The sequence below is a fragment of the Mycobacterium sp. 012931 genome, assembly GCF_000419295.1.
In the GTDB taxonomy this organism is placed as follows: domain Bacteria; phylum Actinomycetota; class Actinomycetes; order Mycobacteriales; family Mycobacteriaceae; genus Mycobacterium; species Mycobacterium marinum.
In genome coordinates this window covers 5250390-5267893 of record NZ_AOPX01000001.1, presented here as the reverse complement: position 1 = coordinate 5267893, position 17504 = coordinate 5250390, and the positions used below count along the sequence as shown (strand labels likewise).

General features: G+C 65.7%; 20 protein-coding genes and 1 pseudogene. 17 read left to right on the top strand and 4 right to left on the bottom strand.

What is annotated here, in order from left to right; all coding sequences use genetic code 11:
• Nucleotides 1-49 precede the first annotated feature (49 nt).
• From MMSP_RS23075 to rplO, 14 genes are all read left to right on the top strand, one after another.
• Nucleotides 50-2419: a sulfatase-like hydrolase/transferase gene (locus MMSP_RS23075; protein ID WP_020788559.1), complete on the top strand. Its 2370-nt coding sequence runs from the start codon at nt 50-52 to the stop codon at nt 2417-2419.
• Nucleotides 2400-3077, top strand: a complete 678-nt coding sequence (locus tag MMSP_RS29055) for a hypothetical protein (protein ID WP_232022764.1) — start codon at nt 2400-2402, stop codon at nt 3075-3077. Before MMSP_RS23075 ends, MMSP_RS29055 begins: the two co-directional genes overlap by 20 nt.
• A gap of 4 nt (nt 3078-3081) precedes the next feature.
• Nucleotides 3082-3963, top strand: a complete 882-nt coding sequence (locus MMSP_RS23065) for a formylglycine-generating enzyme family protein (protein ID WP_020788557.1) — start codon at nt 3082-3084, stop codon at nt 3961-3963.
• Between the two features lie 129 nt (nt 3964-4092).
• Nucleotides 4093-5031 (top strand): DUF4436 domain-containing protein, encoded by a 939-nt coding sequence (locus MMSP_RS23060; protein WP_020788556.1) that lies wholly within the window; start codon nt 4093-4095, stop codon nt 5029-5031.
• Between the two features lie 250 nt (nt 5032-5281).
• Nucleotides 5282-5650, top strand: coding sequence for a 50S ribosomal protein L14 (rplN, locus tag MMSP_RS23055; protein ID WP_020788555.1), 369 nt, complete (start codon nt 5282-5284; stop codon nt 5648-5650).
• Nucleotides 5651-5974, top strand: coding sequence for a 50S ribosomal protein L24 (rplX, locus tag MMSP_RS23050; RefSeq protein WP_011739070.1), 324 nt, complete (start codon nt 5651-5653; stop codon nt 5972-5974).
• Nucleotides 5971-6543, top strand: a complete 573-nt coding sequence (gene rplE / locus MMSP_RS23045; RefSeq protein WP_012392949.1) for a 50S ribosomal protein L5 — start codon at nt 5971-5973, stop codon at nt 6541-6543. Before rplX ends, rplE begins: the two co-directional genes overlap by 4 nt.
• Nucleotides 6544-6547: 4 nt before the next feature.
• Nucleotides 6548-6733: a type Z 30S ribosomal protein S14 gene (locus MMSP_RS23040; protein WP_011739072.1), complete on the top strand. Its 186-nt coding sequence runs from the start codon at nt 6548-6550 to the stop codon at nt 6731-6733.
• Between the two features lie 76 nt (nt 6734-6809).
• On the top strand, nt 6810-7208 hold the full coding sequence (gene rpsH / locus MMSP_RS23035; protein ID WP_020788554.1) for a 30S ribosomal protein S8: 399 nt from the start codon (nt 6810-6812) through the stop codon (nt 7206-7208).
• A 10-nt stretch (nt 7209-7218) separates the two neighbouring features.
• The gene (gene rplF / locus MMSP_RS23030) at nt 7219-7758 is read left to right on the top strand and encodes a 50S ribosomal protein L6 (protein ID WP_015354695.1); all 540 of its coding nucleotides are present in this window, start codon (nt 7219-7221) and stop codon (nt 7756-7758) included.
• 41 nt (nt 7759-7799) lie between these two features.
• Complete coding sequence (gene rplR, locus MMSP_RS23025) at nt 7800-8168, top strand: 50S ribosomal protein L18 (protein ID WP_020788552.1); 369 nt, start codon at nt 7800-7802, stop codon at nt 8166-8168.
• 37 nt (nt 8169-8205) lie between these two features.
• Nucleotides 8206-8880, top strand: coding sequence for a 30S ribosomal protein S5 (rpsE, locus tag MMSP_RS23020; RefSeq protein WP_012392951.1), 675 nt, complete (start codon nt 8206-8208; stop codon nt 8878-8880).
• Nucleotides 8877-9095, top strand: coding sequence for a 50S ribosomal protein L30 (rpmD, locus tag MMSP_RS23015; RefSeq protein ID WP_011739077.1), 219 nt, complete (start codon nt 8877-8879; stop codon nt 9093-9095). Before rpsE ends, rpmD begins: the two co-directional genes overlap by 4 nt.
• Nucleotides 9092-9532 carry a 50S ribosomal protein L15 gene (rplO, locus tag MMSP_RS23010; RefSeq protein ID WP_011739078.1) on the top strand — a complete coding sequence of 147 codons (441 nt, stop codon included), beginning with the start codon at nt 9092-9094 and terminating at the stop codon, nt 9530-9532. Before rpmD ends, rplO begins: the two co-directional genes overlap by 4 nt.
• A 122-nt stretch (nt 9533-9654) precedes the next feature.
• Here rplO and MMSP_RS23005 read toward each other — a convergent pair whose 3' ends face one another.
• Nucleotides 9655-10581 carry an LLM class flavin-dependent oxidoreductase gene (locus tag MMSP_RS23005; protein ID WP_012392953.1) on the bottom strand — a complete coding sequence of 309 codons (927 nt, stop codon included), beginning with the start codon at nt 10579-10581 and terminating at the stop codon, nt 9655-9657.
• A gap of 86 nt (nt 10582-10667) precedes the next feature.
• On the opposite strand from MMSP_RS23005, the pseudogene sppA reads away from it, so the two are divergent.
• A pseudogene (sppA, locus tag MMSP_RS23000) lies at nt 10668-12469 on the top strand (signal peptide peptidase SppA).
• Here the strand turns inward: sppA and MMSP_RS22995 are convergent.
• Genes MMSP_RS22995 through MMSP_RS22985 form a run of 3 tightly spaced genes read right to left on the bottom strand, consistent with a single transcriptional unit; the run spans nt 12466 to nt 15273 of the window.
• The gene (locus tag MMSP_RS22995) at nt 12466-13380 is read right to left on the bottom strand and encodes a class I SAM-dependent methyltransferase (protein WP_020788549.1); all 915 of its coding nucleotides are present in this window, start codon (nt 13378-13380) and stop codon (nt 12466-12468) included. The pseudogene sppA and the gene MMSP_RS22995 overlap by 4 nt on opposite strands.
• Nucleotides 13381-13399: 19 nt before the next feature.
• Nucleotides 13400-14302 (bottom strand): class I SAM-dependent methyltransferase, encoded by a 903-nt coding sequence (locus MMSP_RS22990; protein ID WP_036426892.1) that lies wholly within the window; start codon nt 14300-14302, stop codon nt 13400-13402.
• Complete coding sequence (locus MMSP_RS22985; protein ID WP_020788547.1) at nt 14299-15273, bottom strand: class I SAM-dependent methyltransferase; 975 nt, start codon at nt 15271-15273, stop codon at nt 14299-14301. The genes MMSP_RS22990 and MMSP_RS22985 overlap by 4 nt, the downstream gene beginning before the upstream one ends.
• 228 nt (nt 15274-15501) lie before the next feature.
• Between MMSP_RS22985 and MMSP_RS22980 the strand changes: the two genes are divergently transcribed.
• Both MMSP_RS22980 and MMSP_RS22975 read left to right on the top strand, forming a co-directional pair.
• Nucleotides 15502-16275, top strand: a complete 774-nt coding sequence (locus MMSP_RS22980) for an SDR family oxidoreductase (protein WP_020788546.1) — start codon at nt 15502-15504, stop codon at nt 16273-16275.
• The gene (locus MMSP_RS22975; protein ID WP_020788545.1) at nt 16272-17504 is read left to right on the top strand and encodes a zinc-binding dehydrogenase; all 1233 of its coding nucleotides are present in this window, start codon (nt 16272-16274) and stop codon (nt 17502-17504) included. Before MMSP_RS22980 ends, MMSP_RS22975 begins: the two co-directional genes overlap by 4 nt.

Sequence of the window (17504 nt, the reverse complement as noted above, 5' to 3'; positions counted from 1 at the left end):
TGCACACGAGATAGGGCAAGCAGGTCCACAACGGGAGTGAGGCTGGCCAGTGGTGACTGGGACAACGGGGTCGACCGAATTCAAGGGCAAGATCGAGTTGGATATCCGCGACTCGGAAGCGGATTGGGGTCCGTACGCGGCGCCCACCGCGCCCGAGAATGCGCCCAACATCTTGTACCTGGTCTGGGATGACACCGGAATTGCCACCTGGGACTGCTTTGGCGGGCTGGTGCAGATGCCGACCATGTCACGAATCGCCGAACGCGGCGTGCGACTGACCCAGTTCCACACCACCGCGCTGTGCTCGCCGACGCGCGCGTCGCTGCTGACCGGGCGCAACGCGACCACCGTGGGGATGGCGACCATCGAGGAGTTCACCGACGGGTTCCCCAACTGCAGTGGCCGCATCCCCGCCGATACGGCGCTGCTGTCCGAGGTACTGGCCGAACGTGGTTACAACACCTACTGCATCGGGAAGTGGCATCTGACGCCGATGGAAGAGTCCAGCATGGCGGCGACGCGACGGCATTGGCCGGTCTCGCGCGGCTTCGAGCGGTTTTACGGGTTCATGGGTGGGGAGACCGACCAGTGGTACCCCGACCTGGTGTACGACAACCATCCGGTCAACCCGCCCGCCACCCCCGAGGATGGCTACCACCTGTCGAAGGACCTTGCCGACAAGACGATTCAGTTCATGCGTGACGCCAAGGTGGTCGCGCCTGACAAGCCCTGGTTCAGCTACGTGTGCCCGGGTGCCGGGCACGCGCCCCATCACGTCTTCAAGGAATGGGCCGACAAGTACGCCGGCAAGTTCGACATGGGCTATGAGCGTTACCGCGAGATCGTGCTGGAAAACCAGAAGGCGATGGGCATTGTGCCGCCCGACACCGAGCTGTCGCCGATCAACCCCTATCTCGACGTCAAAGGCCCCTCGGGCGAGTCGTGGCCGATGCAGGACACGGTGCGGCCCTGGGGCTCGCTGAACGAGGAAGAGAAAAAGCTGTTCAGCCGGATGGTCGAGGTGTTCGCCGGTTTCCTGAGCTATACCGATGCGCAGATCGGGCGGATCCTGGACTATCTCGAGGAATCCGGCGAGCTGGACAACACGATCATCGTGGTGATCTCCGACAATGGCGCCAGCGGCGAGGGCGGTCCCAACGGATCGGTGAACGAAGGCAAGTTCTTCAACGGCTACATCGACACCGTCGAAGAGAGCATGAAACTGTTCGACCACCTCGGCGGGCCCCAGACCTACAACCACTATCCGATCGGGTGGGCGATGGCTTTCAACACGCCCTACAAGCTGTTCAAGCGCTACGCCTCGCATGAGGGCGGTATCGCCGACACGGCGACCATCTCCTGGCCCGACGGGATCGCGGCGCACGGTGAAGTCCGGGACCACTACATCAACGTCTGCGATGTCACGCCGACCGTCTACGACCTGTTGGACATGACGCCGCCGGAGGTCGTCAAGGGCATCGCGCAAAAGCCGCTGGACGGTGTGAGTTTCAACGCGGCCCTTACCGATCCCGCCGCCGATACCGGCAAGAAGACCCAGTTCTACGCCATGCTGGGGACCCGCGGCATCTGGCATGAGGGCTGGTTCGCCAACACCGTGCACGCCGCGGCCCCGGCGGGATGGTCGCATTTCGACGCCGACCGCTGGGAACTGTTCCACATCGCCCAAGACCGCAGCCAGTGCCATGATCTGGCCGCCGAGCACCCCGACAAGCTGGAGGAACTCAAGGCACTGTGGTTCTCCGAGGCCGCCAAGTACAACGGGCTGCCGCTGGGTGATCTGAACATCATGGAGACGATGATGCGGTCGCGCCCGTATCTGGTCGGCGAACGCACGAGCTACATCTACTACCCCGACTGTGCTGAGGTCGGCATCGGTGCCGGGGCCGAGATTCGCGGCCGCTCGTTCGCCTTGGTGGCCGAGGTCACCGTCAATACCACCGGCGCCGAGGGCGTGCTGTTCAAGCAGGGTGGCGCGCACGGCGGTCACGTGTTGTTCATCGCCGACGGTCGCCTGCACTACGTCTACAACTTCCTCGGTGAACGCCAGCAGTTGCTGTCCTCGGTGGGGCCGATTCCGCTGGGCCATCACTTGTTCGGGGTGCGCTATGCGCGGACGGGCACGCTGGCCAACAGCCATACGCCGCTGGGCGACCTTACGATGTACTTCGACCACAACGAGGTGGGCTCGCTTGCAGATGTGACGACCCACCCCGGAACGTTTGGACTTGCCGGTGCGGGCATCACCGTCGGCCGCAATGGCGGTTCTGCAGTGTCGAGTCGCTACAAGGCGCCCTTTGCCTTCACTGGCGGAAGCATCGCCCGAGTGACCATTGACCTATCCGGACGACCATATGAAGACGTGGAAAAAGAACTTGCACTTGCCTTTTCAAGGGACTGACCGGCTGGCCCGATCGTTGTCCGCGGCTCTGGGTGTGGTGAGCCTGGTGTGCCTGTCCGGCGTCTTGTCCGCCTGCGCGGAGCGCGGCGGGTCGGGTTCACCCGGCGTGCATCCCGACCCCGCTAGACCAGTACCGGGAGTCGTAGCGACCCAGCCGGAACAAATACCGCCCCACACAGTCGGCTGCGCTCCGTCGCTGACGGGGGAGGGCCGGGCCACCACGGCCGCGGCGGCGGACCAGGACGCCCCCAGAGTCACACTCAGCGTGCCCAACGGCTGGACCGCGCGTGGTGGAAGCGGTGACACGGCGCTGAACCTGACCGGCCCCGATGGGATGGCGGCGACGGTGACCATCACCGCAACCGACGCGCTGCCAGAGCGTGCCTTCCAGGAGTACACCGCACATCTGGGAGGTTCGATGCGCCGGCTCAACTTCGCCGTCGCGGGGGCACCCTTCTGTGGGTACAGCAGCGAGTTGCTGACCGGCGCTCTGCAGGGTCCGTCGGGCGCAATCCAGTTCGCTGACCGCATCACCCACATCTGGACCAACACCAAGATGTACCTGGTGGCCGTGCATCTGGAGGGCCCGGCCGGGGTGGCTGGCTTCACTGCGGCGAAATCCGCATTGATGCAAAACTTTGCCGTCCTCATACCCTGAAGTTGTGCTGACCGAATTGGTTGACCTGCCGGGCGGATCGTTTCGCATGGGGTCGACGAGCTTTTACCCGGAGGAAGCGCCGATCCATAGCGTGTCCGTGCACGCATTCGCGATCGAGCGCTACCCGGTGACCAACGCCCAGTTCGCGGAGTTCGTGGCGGCGACGGGCTATGTGACGGTTGCAGAGCAGCCCCTTGACCCCGCGTTGTATCCGGGGGTCAATCAGGATGACCTACGTCCGGGTGCGATGGTGTTTCGTCCCACCGCGGGACCGGTCGACCTACGTGACTGGCGTCAGTGGTGGGATTGGGCGCCCGGCGCGAGCTGGCGTCATCCGTGGGGGCCGGACAGCGACGTCGACGACCGGGCCGATCACCCGGTGGTGAAGGTGGCCTATCCGGACGCCGCGGCCTACGCGCGGTGGGCGGGTCGTCGGCTACCGACCGAGGCCGAGTGGGAGTACGCGGCCCGCGGTGCCACCACCACCACCTACGCATGGGGCGACGAAGAGAAGCCCGCCGGACAACTGATGGCCAACACCTGGCAGGGCAAGTTCCCCTACCGCAACGACGGAGCACTCGGCTGGTTCGGGACCTCGCCGGTGGGAACCTTTCCGGCCAATGGGTTCGGCCTGTTCGACATGATCGGCAATGTCTGGGAGTGGACCACAACCCCGTTTTCAGCGCATCACCGCATCGATCAGCCGCCCAAGGCGTGCTGCGCACCGGCCGGGCCCGCCGATCCGACCATCAGCCAGACCCTCAAGGGTGGTTCGCACCTGTGCGCGCCCGAGTATTGCCACCGCTACCGGCCGGCGGCCCGTTCGCCGCAGTCCCGGGACACCGCGACCACCCATATCGGATTCCGCTGCGTGGCAGATCGCTAGCCGGCAACCGGACCGGTCGCGAACTGATTTGGAAACGCCGCCGCAAGGCACCCCGGTTGCTACGATCTGCCACCGTGTCTCGTGACGGGGGCTCGGCCGCATCAGTGCGATCTCCGGCGGTAACCGCGGATGGCAGATAACAACGCTGCGCCGGGTGCGGCCGCCGCCCCGGATCCACCGGCGAATGCCCGGCCCAAACCCAAGCACATGTCGCGGCGCAAGCACCTCGTGCTCGACACCACAATCATTGTGGGCGTCATCGTCGTCTACATCTTTTCGCTGGTCGGTTACCACTGGCTGGCCAGCACGCCGGGGCCGCTGCCCAAACCCGACGTCGGCACCACCGACGACACGGTGGTCCTGGTCCGCTTCGAGGCGCTGCATACCGTTGCAAATCGCCTCGATGTGAAAGTTCTGGTGATGCCCGACGATTCGATGATCGACCATCGGCTCAACGTGCTCACCGTGGACACCTCGGTGCGCTTCTACCCGGAAAATGAACTGGGCGACCTGCAGTACCCGGTGGGCAAGTCACCCGCACAGGTAGCCACCACCATCGAAGCGCACGGCGACCCCGGTAACTGGCCATTCGACCGGTACACCACCGACACCATCCAAGCCGATGTCCTGGTGGGAACCGGTGAGAACCGTCAGTACAAGGCCACCCGGGTGGAAGTGACCGGATCGCTGGAGGGCTGGGACATCAGCGTCGAGCGGGTAGGGGACGCCAGTCAGACCTCCGACCGCCCCGACAACGTCATCGTGACCTTCCAGCGGGCCAAGGGGTCGCTGGTCTTCGACCTGGGCATCTGCCTGGTCCTGATCACCCTGCCGACGTTGGCCTTGTTCGTCGCGATCCAGATGATCACCCGCCGGAGAAAGTTTCAGCCACCGTTCGGCACCTGGTATGCGGCGATGCTGTTCGCCGTGGTGCCGTTGCGCAACATCCTTCCGGGTTCTCCGCCCGCGGGTGCGTGGATCGACCAAGCCATCGTCATCTGGGTGCTAATTGCGCTGGCCACGGCCATGGTGGTGTACGTTGTCGCCTGGTATCGCGTGTCTGAATGAGCCGCTGCAAAGCCGGCCACAGTGCAAATTTGGCTCTGAGCAGCTCGTCCCCTAGACTCTAGGGGTTGCCTTGGGCAGACCTCGGCCGGTGCGTACAAGCCCCAAAGCTTGTCGGCTGGCCCAGCGTGCCCTTCGGTAACGAAAGACCGCGCATGTCAGGTTTGTGGTGGGCCTTGTCCGTTGAGGCTCGCTTAGGCCCATTTGGGCTGCATTCCTGCTGTGCACACGTCCACCCGAGTCAGGAGATCTAGTGATTCAGCAGGAATCGCGGCTGAAGGTCGCCGACAACACCGGCGCCAAGGAGATCTTGTGCATCCGCGTGCTCGGCGGATCGTCGCGACGCTACGCCGGGATTGGTGACATCATCGTCGCCACCGTCAAAGACGCCATCCCGGGCGGCAACGTCAAGCGCGGCGATGTCGTCAAAGCCGTTGTGGTGCGCACCGTCAAGGAGGGCCGGCGTCCCGACGGCAGCTACATCAAGTTCGACGAGAATGCCGCCGTCATCATCAAGCCGGACAACGACCCGCGCGGTTCCCGCATCTTCGGCCCGGTGGGTCGCGAGCTGCGCGAGAAGCGGTTCATGAAGATCATTTCGCTCGCCCCGGAGGTGTTGTAGATGAAGGTCCACAAGGGCGACACCGTGCTGGTTGTTTCCGGCAAAGACAAAGGCGCCAAGGGCAAAGTCCTGCAGGCCTACCCGGAACGCAACCGGGTGTTGGTCGAGGGTGTCAACCGAATCAAGAAGCACACCGCGATTTCGACCAACCAGCGTGGTGCAAAGTCGGGCGGGATCGTTACCCAGGAAGCGCCGATCCACGTCTCCAACGTGATGGTCGTCGACTCCGATGGCAAGCCCACCCGGATCGGCTACCGGGTCGACGAGGAGACCGGCAAGCGGGTCCGTATCTCCAAGCGCAATGGCAAGGACATTCAGGCATGAGCACTACTGATAGCGCAGTGAAGATTCCGCCGCGGCTCAAGGAGCGCTACCGCAGCGAGATCCGCGATGTGCTGCACAAGCAGTTCGGCTACGGCAACGTCATGCAGATCCCGACTGTCACCAAGGTCGTGGTGAACATGGGAGTCGGCGAGGCCGCGCGGGACGCCAAGCTGATCAACGGCGCGGTGAGCGACCTGGCACTGATCACCGGTCAGCGCCCGGAGATCCGCAAGGCCCGCAAGTCCATTGCGCAGTTCAAACTGCGTGAGGGCATGCCCGTGGGCGTGCGGGCGACGCTGCGAGGCGACCGGATGTGGGAGTTCCTCGACCGGCTCACCTCGATCGCGTTGCCGCGTATTCGTGACTTCCGCGGTTTGTCGCCCAAGCAATTCGACGGTGTCGGCAACTACACCTTCGGGCTGGCTGAGCAGTCGGTGTTCCACGAGATCGATGTGGACAAGATCGACCGTGTCCGCGGTATGGACATCAACGTTGTCACCTCGGCGACGACCGACGAGGAAGGACGAGCGCTGTTGCGGGCCCTCGGCTTTCCGTTCAAGGAGAACTGAGCAGATGGCGAAGAAGGCACTGGTCAACAAGGCCGCACGCAAGCCCAAGTTCGCGGTGCGCGGCTACACACGATGCAGCAAGTGCGGCCGCCCCCGTGCGGTGTTTCGCAAGTTCGGACTATGCAGGATCTGCCTGCGCGAGATGGCTCATGCAGGTGAGCTGCCCGGCGTGCAGAAGAGCAGCTGGTAAAAAGACCAACCCCCAGATACAGGTGCGCGGTAGGCCCTGACCGGGAACCGCCGCGAGGAAGGGTACAGACGCTGTCATGACCATGACGGACCCGATCGCAGACTTCTTGACTCGTCTGCGTAACGCCAATTCGGCGTACCACGACGAGGTGAGTTTGCCGCACTCCAAGATCAAGGCCAACATCGCCCAGATCCTCAAGAACGAGGGCTACATCAGCGACTTCCATACCAAAGACGCGCGAGTTGGCAAATCGTTGATCGTTCAACTCAAGTACGGGCCGAGCCGGGAACGCAGCATCGCCGGTTTGCGGCGGGTGTCCAAGCCCGGGCTGCGGGTCTACGCCAAGTCCACCAACCTGCCGCGGGTACTCGGCGGCCTGGGTGTGGCGATCATTTCGACCTCCTCAGGCTTGCTGACCGACCGCCAGGCAGCCAGACAGGGCGTGGGCGGCGAAGTCCTCGCGTACGTGTGGTGAGGGAGTAACCATGTCGCGTATTGGTAAGCAGCCGGTTCCGGTTCCCACCGGAGTCGACGTAATGATCGAGGGACAGAAGGTCTCGGTGAAGGGGCCCAAGGGCGCCCTGGACCTGACGGTCGCCGAGCCGATCACGGTGTCGCGCAACGATGATGGCGCGATCGTGATCTCCCGCCCCAACGACGAGCGGCGCAACCGTTCGTTGCACGGGTTGTCACGCACCCTGGTCTCCAACCTGGTGACCGGCGTGACTGAGGGATACACCACCAAAATGGAGATCCACGGCGTGGGTTACCGCGTGCAGCTCAAGGGCGCCAACCTGGAGTTCGCACTCGGATACAGCCACCCCGTTGTGATCGAGGCGCCCGAAGGCATCACCTTCGCCGTCCAGGCGCCGACGAAATTCACGGTCTCTGGGATCGACAAGCAGAAGGTCGGCCAGATCTTGGCGAACATCCGCCGGTTGCGCCGTCCCGACCCGTACAAGGGCAAGGGCGTGCGTTACGAAGGCGAGCAGATCCGCCGCAAGGTCGGAAAGACAGGTAAGTAGTCATGGCGCAAACACAGGCTGACACCGCCGCGCGGAAGCCGGTGGGGCAGAGCGTATCCGCTACCCGCCGGGTTTCCCGGCTGCGCAGGCACGCACGGCTGCGCAAGAGGATCGCCGGCACCCAACAACGTCCGCGCCTGGTGGTGCACCGGTCCGCTCGGCACATCCACGTGCAGTTGGTGAACGACGCCAACGGCACCACCGTGGCCGCCGCCTCATCGATCGAAACCGATGTGCGTGGCCTGGATGGAGACAAGAAAGCCCGCAGTGTTCGGGTGGGCCAGTTGATCGCCGAGCGCGCCAAGGCCGCCGGTATCGACACCGTGGTATTCGACCGCGGCGGGTACACCTACGGCGGACGGATCGCGGCGCTGGCCGATGCCGCGCGCGAGAATGGATTGAAGTTCTGATGACTGGGAACCTGAACAACACTGGAAGGACCGCATAATGGCGGAGCAGTCGGCCGGTGGGCAAGGAGCCCCTGAAGGCCGCGACAGCCGCGACTCACGCGAAGGCCGCGGCCGGCGCGACGGTGGCCGCGGTGGCCGCGACAGCGACAAGAGCAACTACTTGGAGCGTGTGGTTGCGATCAACCGCGTCTCCAAGGTGGTCAAGGGTGGTCGGCGATTCAGCTTCACCGCCCTGGTCATCGTCGGTGACGGCAACGGGATGGTCGGTGTCGGCTACGGCAAGGCCAAAGAAGTCCCGGCCGCGATCGCCAAGGGCGTCGAGGAGGCTCGCAAGGGCTTCTTCCGGGTGCCGTTGATAGGCGGCACCATCACCCATCCGGTGCAGGGCGAGGCGGCCGCCGGTGTGGTGCTGCTGCGTCCGGCCAGCCCGGGTACCGGTGTGATCGCCGGTGGCGCTGCGCGCGCCGTGCTGGAATGCGCCGGCGTGCACGACATCCTGGCCAAGTCGCTGGGTAGCGACAACGCGATCAACGTGGTGCACGCCACCGTTGCCGCGCTGAAGATGCTGCAGCGTCCCGAGGAAGTGGCGGCCCGACGCGGACTGCCCATCGAGGACGTTGCCCCGGCCGGAATGCTCAAGGCGCGCCGCGAAAGCGAAGCGCTGGCCGCCGCTGCTGTACGCGAGGCCCAAACTTCGGGGGCACAACCATGAGTGAAGCAACCAATCAGCTCAAGATCACCCAGGTGCGTAGCACCATCGGGGCGCGCTGGAAGCAGCGCGAGAGCCTGCGCACCCTGGGCTTGCGCCGGATCCGCCACACGGTGGTCCGCGACGACAACGCGCAGACCCGCGGGCTGATCGCGGTGGTGCGCCACCTCGTCGAGGTGGAGCCCGCCCAGAATGGCACCGGAGGTAAGGCACAGTGACCATCAAGCTGCACGATCTGCGCCCGGCGCCCGGATCGAAAACCCCGCGGACTCGCGTGGGTCGCGGTGAGGGCTCCAAGGGTAAGACCGCGGGCCGCGGCACCAAGGGCACCAAGGCGCGCAAACAGGTTCCGACGACGTTCGAGGGTGGGCAGATGCCCATCCACATGCGGCTGCCCAAACTCAAGGGTTTCCGTAACCGGTTCCGCACCGAGTACGAGATCGTCAATGTCGGCGACATCGCTAGGCTGTTCCCCGAGGGCGGCACCGTCGGTGTCGACGAGCTGGTCGCCAAGGGGGCGGTTCGCAAGAACTCGCTGGTGAAGGTGCTCGGCGACGGCAAGCTGACCGTCAAGGTCGATATCACCGCGCACAAGTTCAGCGGTAGCGCCCGGGAGCAGATCACCGCCGCCGGCGGATCCGTCACCGAACTGTAGTACCGCGAGCAGACGCTCAATCGCCGCCGCCGGCGGATCCGTCACCGAACTGTAGTACCGCGAGCAGACGCTCAATCGCACAACGCCACGGCGATTTGTGCGATTTCGCGTCTGCTCGCGAGCTAGCGCAGCCGCGGAATGACCTCCGCGGCGAGGCGCTCCATCTGCTCGTGGTTCTGCCCGACATCGGGGCCCACGGGATTGAGCAACAGCGTTTGCGCTCCCGCGGCGATCACCTCAGCCAGCCCGCGGGTGACGTCGTCGGGAGTGCCCGCCACCGCCACCGCATCCAGGCCGCCCATCTTTCCGTAGATACTGCGCAAACCCGCCAGCACGCGCTCGCGGGCCCGCTCGGGGTCGTCGTCCACCATCAGATAGACCCGTTTGCCGATAGTGAAGCCGGCGGGATCGCGGCCTTGTTCGGCCAGTTCGTGACGCAGTGTGGTCACCGCCGTGGCGAAGTCGGCCGTCGTCGAGGAGCCCGCGCCCAGGAATGCGTCACCGTGCCGGACCGCCCTGGCCAGGGCCTTGGGCGCGCGCCCGCCGAACCAGATCGGAGGGTGCGGGCGTTGCACCGGCTTGGGCTGGATGGGCAGGTCATCGACATCGCGGAAGCGGCCATGGAACCTCACCCGTGGCTCATCGGACCAGGCCGCCTTCATCAACTGCAGGCCCTCGGTGAAATAGCTGACATGGGTGGCGCGGTCCACCCCGAAAGCCGCGAACTTGCGTGAACCGCCGCCGGCCGCGACGCCGAGGTCGAGGCGGCCGTTGCTGAGACGGTCCACGGCGGTCACAGACGAGGCCAATTGCAGCGGATCGTGCAGGGACGTCACCAACACGGCGACCCCCAGCCGAAGCCGATTGGTGCAGGCAGCGCAGTATGCCAGTAGCTCTAGCGGTGCCAGCAGCGGCGAGCTGCCGATGATCTGCTCGAGTACCCACCCGCCCTCGAACCCGAGTTCCTCGGCGCGGGCGAGATAGGCGCGTAGTCCTGCGGCGTCAAAGCCGTCGGTGTCGAGTTGGGGGATCGCTATCGAAAACCTCACCTCGCCACCGTACGACGTGCCCAGGGGCCCGGTACCCAGGCCGATGGGCCACGATGCCGGGGCCTGGCCATCGGTACGCTAAAAATATGTTCGCCTTTCTGCCCTTCCTGCCCCGCTTGTCGAGTGTGGGGGACGACGTGCGCGCACTGGCCGAACGCGTCGACACCGCCCGTCACCACGGGGTACCCAACGGCTGCATCCTGGAATTCAACCTGCGCACCATGCCGGCGGAGAGCAACGGTTTCGACCCGTTTTTGATCATCTCCGGGGGCGGCCGGCCGATGGCGCTGCGCGATGCTGTTGCGGCGCTGCACCGCGGTGCCGAGGACCCTCGGGTCGGTGGCCTGATTGCCCGGGTGCAGCTTCCACCGGCGCCGATCGGGGCGGTTCAGGCACTTCGCGAGGCGATCGCGGCGTTTAGCGCCGTGAAACCGTCGGTGGCCTGGGCCGAAACGTATCCGGGTACGTTGTCCTACTACCTGGCGACGGCGTTTCGGGAGATCTGGATGCAGCCCTCCGGGGAGGCCGGGCTGATCGGCTTTGCCAGCAACGCGATGTTCCTGCGCGATGCGCTCGACAAGGTGGGCATCGAAGCCCAGTTCGTGGCGCGAGGCGAATACAAGTCGGCGGCAGACCTTTTCACTGAGGACGGTTACACCGACGCCAACCGTGAAGCCGTCACCAGGATGCTGGAAAGCCTGCAAGACCAGGTGTGGCAGGCGGTCGCCCAATCGCGCCAGATCGACGCGGGTGTACTTGATGGACTGGCTGACAAGGCTCCGCTGCTGCGGGATGAGGCGCTGTCCTCCGGTCTGATCGATCGGATCGGATTCCGCGACGAGGCCTATGCCAGGATCGCGGAATTGGCTGGCGTGGAGGGTGTTTCGCCGGAATCGATCGACACCGCAGACAAACTGCCGCGAATGCATCTGGCGCGCTATGCCGGCACCGCCAGGCCGCGTCTGGCGCCGCCCGTGCCGTCGATCCCGGGGCGCCGGGGCAAGCCCACGATCGCCGTTGTCAGCGTCGAGGGGCCGATCGTCAACGGCCGGGGTGGCCCACAGGGGTTGCCGTTGGGTCCGTCCAGCGCCGGTGGCGACACCATCGCATCGGCATTGGGTGAGGCGGCGGCCGACGACGAGGTGTCGGCGATTGTGTTGCGGGTGGACAGTCCCGGCGGCTCGGTCACCGCGTCGGAGACCATCTGGCGTGAGGTGCAGCGGGCCCGCGACCGGGGCAAGCCGGTGGTGGCCTCGATGGGCTCGATCGCGGCCTCCGGCGGCTACTACGTATCGATGGGTGCGGATGCAATCGTCGCGAATCCGGGCACGATCACCGGTTCAATCGGAGTGATCACCGGCAAGCTGGTGGCCCTGATCTGAAGGATCGGCTGGGCGTTGGGTCAGAGACGTTGCGCACCAACGCCAATGCTGACGCCTGGTCGATAGACGCGCCATTTACCGACGAGCAGCGCGCCCGACGTGAGGCCGAGGCAGACATGTTCTACACCGATTTTGTGGAACGCGTAGCCCGGGGCCGCAACCTTCGCACCGAAGACGTGGATGCGGTTGCCCGAGGGCGAGTTTGGACCGGTGCCGATGCCCTGGAGCGGGGCTTGGTCGACGAGCTCGGCGGCTTTCGCACCGCGGTCCGACGCGCCAAGGTGCTGGCCGGCCTGGATGAGGACACCGAGGTCCGCCTGGTCGGCTATCCGGGCTCGTCGCTGCTGGATCTGCTGTGGCCGCGCGGGTCGTCTCGGCCGGTGGCGGCCTCAGTGCCCGAAGCCGTGGGCGCGCTGGTTGTCCGCTCGGTGGCCAGCGCCGTCGGACAGGTGGAGCAGACGTTGACCGGGGCCAACGTGTTGTGGCTGGGGCGGTCGCGGTTCTAGCCGGTCAGGGCGGCGCTGATGAAGATGATTTCGCCGAGCGGGTCGTCGTCGGAGGGGGCGGGAACGGCCATGCCGTTGCGCTCGAAAAGCTCGCTTCGGGTCACGCCCTCGGCGTCCCAGCCCTTGGCGCGCAGATAGTCGACGACGTGATTGCGCGCGCCGGTGTAGACCAGCGACGACATGTCGATGTCCAAACCATGGTCGCGAAACGGACCTGACATCTGCCGCGCCCGGTCGACATCGAAATCCACAATGCCGGGCACGAATTCGGTAGCCACGGTGCTGCCCGGCGCGCTGAGCGCGGTGATGTTGTCGAACAACCGGTCTTGGGCCTCGGGCGGCAAGTAGATCAGCAGGCCTTCGGCCAGCCACGCCGTGGGTGCCGTGGTGTCCAGGCCGGCTGCCCGCAGCGCCACCGGCCAGTCCCCACGCAGATCGATGGGGATTGCGCGCCGGGTTGCCCTGGGTTCGGCGCCGAGGTCGGCCAGAACATTGGTCTTGAATTCGATCACCTGAGGTTGATCGAGTTCGTAGACCACGGTGTCGGCCGGCCACGGCAACCGGTATGCGCGGGCATCCAGCCCCGACGCGAGGATCACCGCCTGCCGGATCCCGCTCTTGATGGCGTCGCCGAAGTAGTCGTCGAAGTACTTGGTGCGTACCGCCATTCCGTCCACCATCGCCTGGGCCTTTGCCGACGAAACATTCTGCAGGACACTCAGATCGAACTCGCCGTCCATCATCTTGATGAAAAAGTCGACACCGACGGCGCGCACCAGCGGTTCGGCGAACGGATCGTCGATCAAACCACGGGGATCCCTCGATGCCATCGCCCGGCCCGCGGCGACCATGGTGGCGGTGGCGCCGATGCTGGAGGCCAGATCCCATTTGTCATCGTGCGTGCGTGCCATGTCGGTCCTATCTCAGGTTCTACTTGCGGATCCCGGTGACGTAGCTCATCCCGCCGAACAGCGCCATCATCTCATCGTCGGGCGGCTCAAACCCATTGTGTGCGTGCATCTCTTCAAACGTTCGGGCCCGCACCCGCCATCCGTGGTCGGCAAGGTAGTCGATGACGGTGTTGCGGTCGCCATGGTAGATCAGCTCGGCCATGTCCAGATCCAGCCCCATCCGGCGCCAGCGTTCGGAAAGCCGCTGTGCGCGCGGCCCGGAGAAGCCGTTGGGGTCGGGGAAGTGCTCGGTGGCGACCTGGCTTCCCGGCGTGCTGAGCTCGGCGATGTTGTCGAACAGCCGATCCTGGGCCTCGGGCGGCAGATAGACCAGCAGGCCCTCGGCGATCCATGCGGTCGGTTGCCCGGCGTCGAAACCGCGCTGCCGCAGCGCGCTCGGCCAATCCTCGCGCAGGTCGATACCGATTGGCCGATGGTCGGGGCAGGGGAGTGCGCCGAACTCGGCCAGCGTGCGCGTCTTGAACTCGATCACTTGCGGTTGGTCAATTTCGTAGACCGTCATGCCCGATGGCCAGTTCAATCGGTAAGCCCTGGTGTCCAGACCTGACGCCAGGATCACCGCCTGGCGGATACCGCGCGCACCGGCAGCAGTGAAGAAGTCATCGAAATACCTGGTGCGCACCGCGATCTGTTCGTTTAGCGACCGGGGGCTTGACGGCGGATCGTCGACCGCGGTGTCACCATCGATCATGCGAACCAACGGCTGCAGCCCCACCGCACGGACGAGCGGCTCGGCGAGCCGGTCGTCGAGCAGCGCATCGGGTCCCCGGGAGGCCCGTGCCCGCGAAGCCGCGACCATCGTCGCCGTCGCTCCCACGCTGGACGCCGGATCCCAGCTGTCCGCGTCCGTCCGCCGGTTCATGGCGCCGGGTCCGGCCGGGGCGTCGTGTAGAGGGTGCCACTGACGTAGAGCATGTCTACCGAGGGGCCGTCGTCGTCGACCGCAGCCGGTGCAAGTCCGTTTGCCGCGCGCAGTTCAGGCAACGGGGTGCTGGTCAAGAGCCAACCGCGGTCCGAGAGGTAGGGCACCGCCTCGTTGCGGTCGCCGAAATAGACGAGTCCGACCATGTCGACGTCGAAACCATGAGCGCGCCAGCGCGCGGAGACCTCTTGCATGCGCTCTTTGATCTGTTCCTCTTCGCCCGGATCCACACTGCTCAGGCATTCGGCGGCCAGCCGGCTGCCGGGGGCGCTGAGTTCGGTGACGGTGTCGAGCAGCCGGTCCTGGGCCTCCGGCGGGAGGTATCCCAGTAGACCTTCGGCGCTCCATGCGGTCGGCTGGTTCGGGTCGAAACCGGCGGCGCGCAACGCCGCGGGCCAGTCTTCCCGCAAATCGACGGCCACCACTCGGCGGTCTGCGGTGGGGGCGGCCCCCAGATCGGCCAGGGTGCGGGATTTGAAATCGATCACCTGCGGCAGATCAATCTCGTAGACCACGGTCTGGGGCGGCCATGGCAACCGGTATGCGCGGGCGTCCAGTCCCGAGGCGAGGATGACGACCTGCTCGAGGCCGGCCCGCGTCGCATCCAGGAAGAAGTCGTCGAAAAATCTGGTGCGTACCGCCATGTTGTCGGCAACGTCGCCGATGGGGCCAAGCGGGCGTTGGGGATCGTCATCGAGGTCGGCAACGTTGAATTCGCCGGTCGCCAGCCGGGTCAAGAGGTCCACTCCGACGGCTCGCACCAATGGTTCGGCGTAGGGATCGTTGATCAGCGGGTTCTCGGTACGGGTAGCCATCGCGCGGGCGGCGGCCACCATGGTCGCGGTCACCCCGACACTTGATGCCAAATCCCAGCTGTCGCCGTCATACCTGGTGGAACCGGTGGAGGTCATATGGTGCCCCGTTCGCAGCTAGTGGTTCAGCCCCGTCAATATTTAGATAGTTTAACAAGCTTTCGGGCGGTCGGCGTTGGCGCTGGACCGGGCAAAGATCCGGTGGCTGGCACCGCGCGGTCCTGCCATCACACCGGTCAACCAGGTGCCGCGATCGGATCCACTTTCCTGCCTAAACCGTCCCCGGGCTGAGTTCGCACGCGGCAACCTGGAGGCATGTCGTACACGATGGCCGGCCGGCGGGTATTGATCACGGGTGCATCGTCCGGGGTCGGCGCGGCCCTGGCCAGAATGCTGGCCGCCCGCGGCACGACGGTCGGGTTGATCGCCCGTCGGCGCGACCGGCTCGAGGAGGTCCTGGCCGATTGCCGCAAGACCTCGCCGCAATCGGTGATGTGGGTGGCTGATCTCTGCGACACCGCCGGGGCCGCCCGGCTGGCTCTGCAAGCCTGGCAGGCGATGGGCGGCATCGACGTGCTGATCAACAACGCCGCGATCCCGAAACGTCGGGAAGTGAGCGCGTTGCGGCCGACCGAGGTGGAGCAGGTCATGGGGGTCAACTTCTTTGCCCCGATGCGGATGACCCTGGCTTTGTTGCCGCGGATGTTGGCGCGCGGATCGGGCACCATCGTCAACGTGTCCAGCGTCGGCGGTCGCCTCGGCATCATTCATGAATCAGCCTATTGCGCAAGTAAGTTCGCGCTGTGCGGCTGGAGTGAGTCGATCGCGGTCGACCTGGCGGGAAGCGGTGTCTCGGTAAGACTGATCCAGCCTGGTCCCGTCGACACCGAAATCTGGGACCGGCCCGACACTGAGGATCCGCTCTACCGCGGGCCCAAGGTTCCGGCCGACTTGGTGGCCGAGGGCATCATCGCGGCCATCGGCAGCGACTGCTTCGAGCACTACCTGCCCGAGATGATGGCTTTGAAGGACATCGTGGATGCCAAGAATGCCGACCTCGATACGTTTCTCACCGCCGCGGCGGCCATGACCTGGCAATGAAAGCCCTGGTTTACGGCGTAGCCCCCGAGCCATTCGAGATCGATGAGCCGGCGAACCCGTTGGCGTGCAACCTGGCCCGCACCCCGACGGCGCTGCGTGAGCTGGCAGATCCACGGCCGCTGCGACCGGATTGGGTGATCACCCGGCCGCGGCTGACGGGCATCTGCGGGTCTGACTCCAAGCAGATCCTGCTCGACTTCGGCGAGCAGGACGCCGACAACGCCTTGGCCGCCTTCTGCTCGTTCCCGCAAGTCATGGGCCACGAGGTGGTCGCCGACGTGGTGGAGCTGGGGCCCGAGGCGGGTGGGCTCGAAGTCGGTCAGCGGGTGGTGCTCAACCCGTGGCTGTCGTGCCGGCCACGGGGGATCGAACCACCGTGCCCGGCCTGCCAAAGCGGTGACTACAGCCTGTGCTGGAGCTTCACCGACGGTGGCATCCAGCCGGGCATCCATACCGGGGTGTCGGCGGACGTAACCGGCGGATACGCCGAACTGATGCCCGCCCACGACAGCATGCTGTTTCCGGTTCCAGGGCCAATTAGCGACGAGGCGGCGGTGTTCGCCGATCCGTTCTCGGTGTCCCTGCATGCGATCACCCGCCATCCGCCGCCGCGATCCGGCCGGGTGCTGGTCTACGGCGCGGGATCACTCGGGTTGTGCGCGATCGCGATCCTGCGGGCGCTGTACCCGGACGTGGCGGTGGCCGTGGTGGCACGGTTTGCCGCCCAGGGCGAGCTGGCCGGCCGCTTTGGCGCCGCCAAAGTCGTGGCTCACGAACCGCGGCTGGCGATCATCGAGGAGTTGGTCGCCTGGGGCGGTGGCCGGCTACGGCAGGCTCTGCTGGGCTTGCCGATGGCGCACCCCGGGGCCGTCGACGTCGTGTACGACACGGTGGGCAGGCCAGAGACGTTCGAGGTAGGAGTGCGGGTCCTCAACTCGCGCGGGACCCTGGTCAAGGCCGGCGTTCACGCGCCGGGGCGGTGGGAGTGGAGTCCGCTGTATTTCAAGGAGATCAGCTGGGTCGGTTCCAACGCGTTCGGCGTCGAGGAGGTCGAGGGGGTGCGCAAGCATGCCATCGCCCACTATTTCGACCTGGTCGCCGACGACCGGCTGGACTTGCGGAGCATGCTCACCCATACCTTCGCGCTACCGCAATGGCGCGACGCCTTCCTGGCGATTGCGAACCAAGGCGAAAGCGGAGCGGTGAAGGTGGCCTTCGATCAACGTTGA

Bases quoted from the DNA above. Each gene is read 5' to 3' on its own strand.
- rpsE (WP_012392951.1), top strand. From the start codon at position 8,206: ATGGCGGAGCAGTCGGCCGGTGGGCAAGGAGCCCCTGAAGGCCGCGAC.
- MMSP_RS23040 (WP_011739072.1), top strand. From the start codon at position 6,548: ATGGCGAAGAAGGCACTGGTCAACAAGGCCGCACGCAAGCCCAAGTTC.
- MMSP_RS23060 (WP_020788556.1), top strand. From the start codon at position 4,093: ATGGCAGATAACAACGCTGCGCCGGGTGCGGCCGCCGCCCCGGATCCA.
- rplF (WP_015354695.1), top strand. From the start codon at position 7,219: ATGTCGCGTATTGGTAAGCAGCCGGTTCCGGTTCCCACCGGAGTCGAC.
- MMSP_RS22980 (WP_020788546.1), top strand. From the start codon at position 15,502: ATGGCCGGCCGGCGGGTATTGATCACGGGTGCATCGTCCGGGGTCGGC.
- MMSP_RS22975 (WP_020788545.1), top strand. From the start codon at position 16,272: ATGAAAGCCCTGGTTTACGGCGTAGCCCCCGAGCCATTCGAGATCGAT.
- rplX (WP_011739070.1), top strand. From the start codon at position 5,651: ATGAAGGTCCACAAGGGCGACACCGTGCTGGTTGTTTCCGGCAAAGAC.
- rpsH (WP_020788554.1), top strand. From the start codon at position 6,810: ATGACCATGACGGACCCGATCGCAGACTTCTTGACTCGTCTGCGTAAC.
- MMSP_RS22995 (WP_020788549.1), bottom strand. From the start codon at position 13,380: ATGGCACGCACGCACGATGACAAATGGGATCTGGCCTCCAGCATCGGC.
- rpmD (WP_011739077.1), top strand. From the start codon at position 8,877: ATGAGTGAAGCAACCAATCAGCTCAAGATCACCCAGGTGCGTAGCACC.
- MMSP_RS22985 (WP_020788547.1), bottom strand. From the start codon at position 15,273: ATGACCTCCACCGGTTCCACCAGGTATGACGGCGACAGCTGGGATTTG.
- rplE (WP_012392949.1), top strand. From the start codon at position 5,971: ATGAGCACTACTGATAGCGCAGTGAAGATTCCGCCGCGGCTCAAGGAG.
- MMSP_RS22990 (WP_036426892.1), bottom strand. From the start codon at position 14,302: ATGAACCGGCGGACGGACGCGGACAGCTGGGATCCGGCGTCCAGCGTG.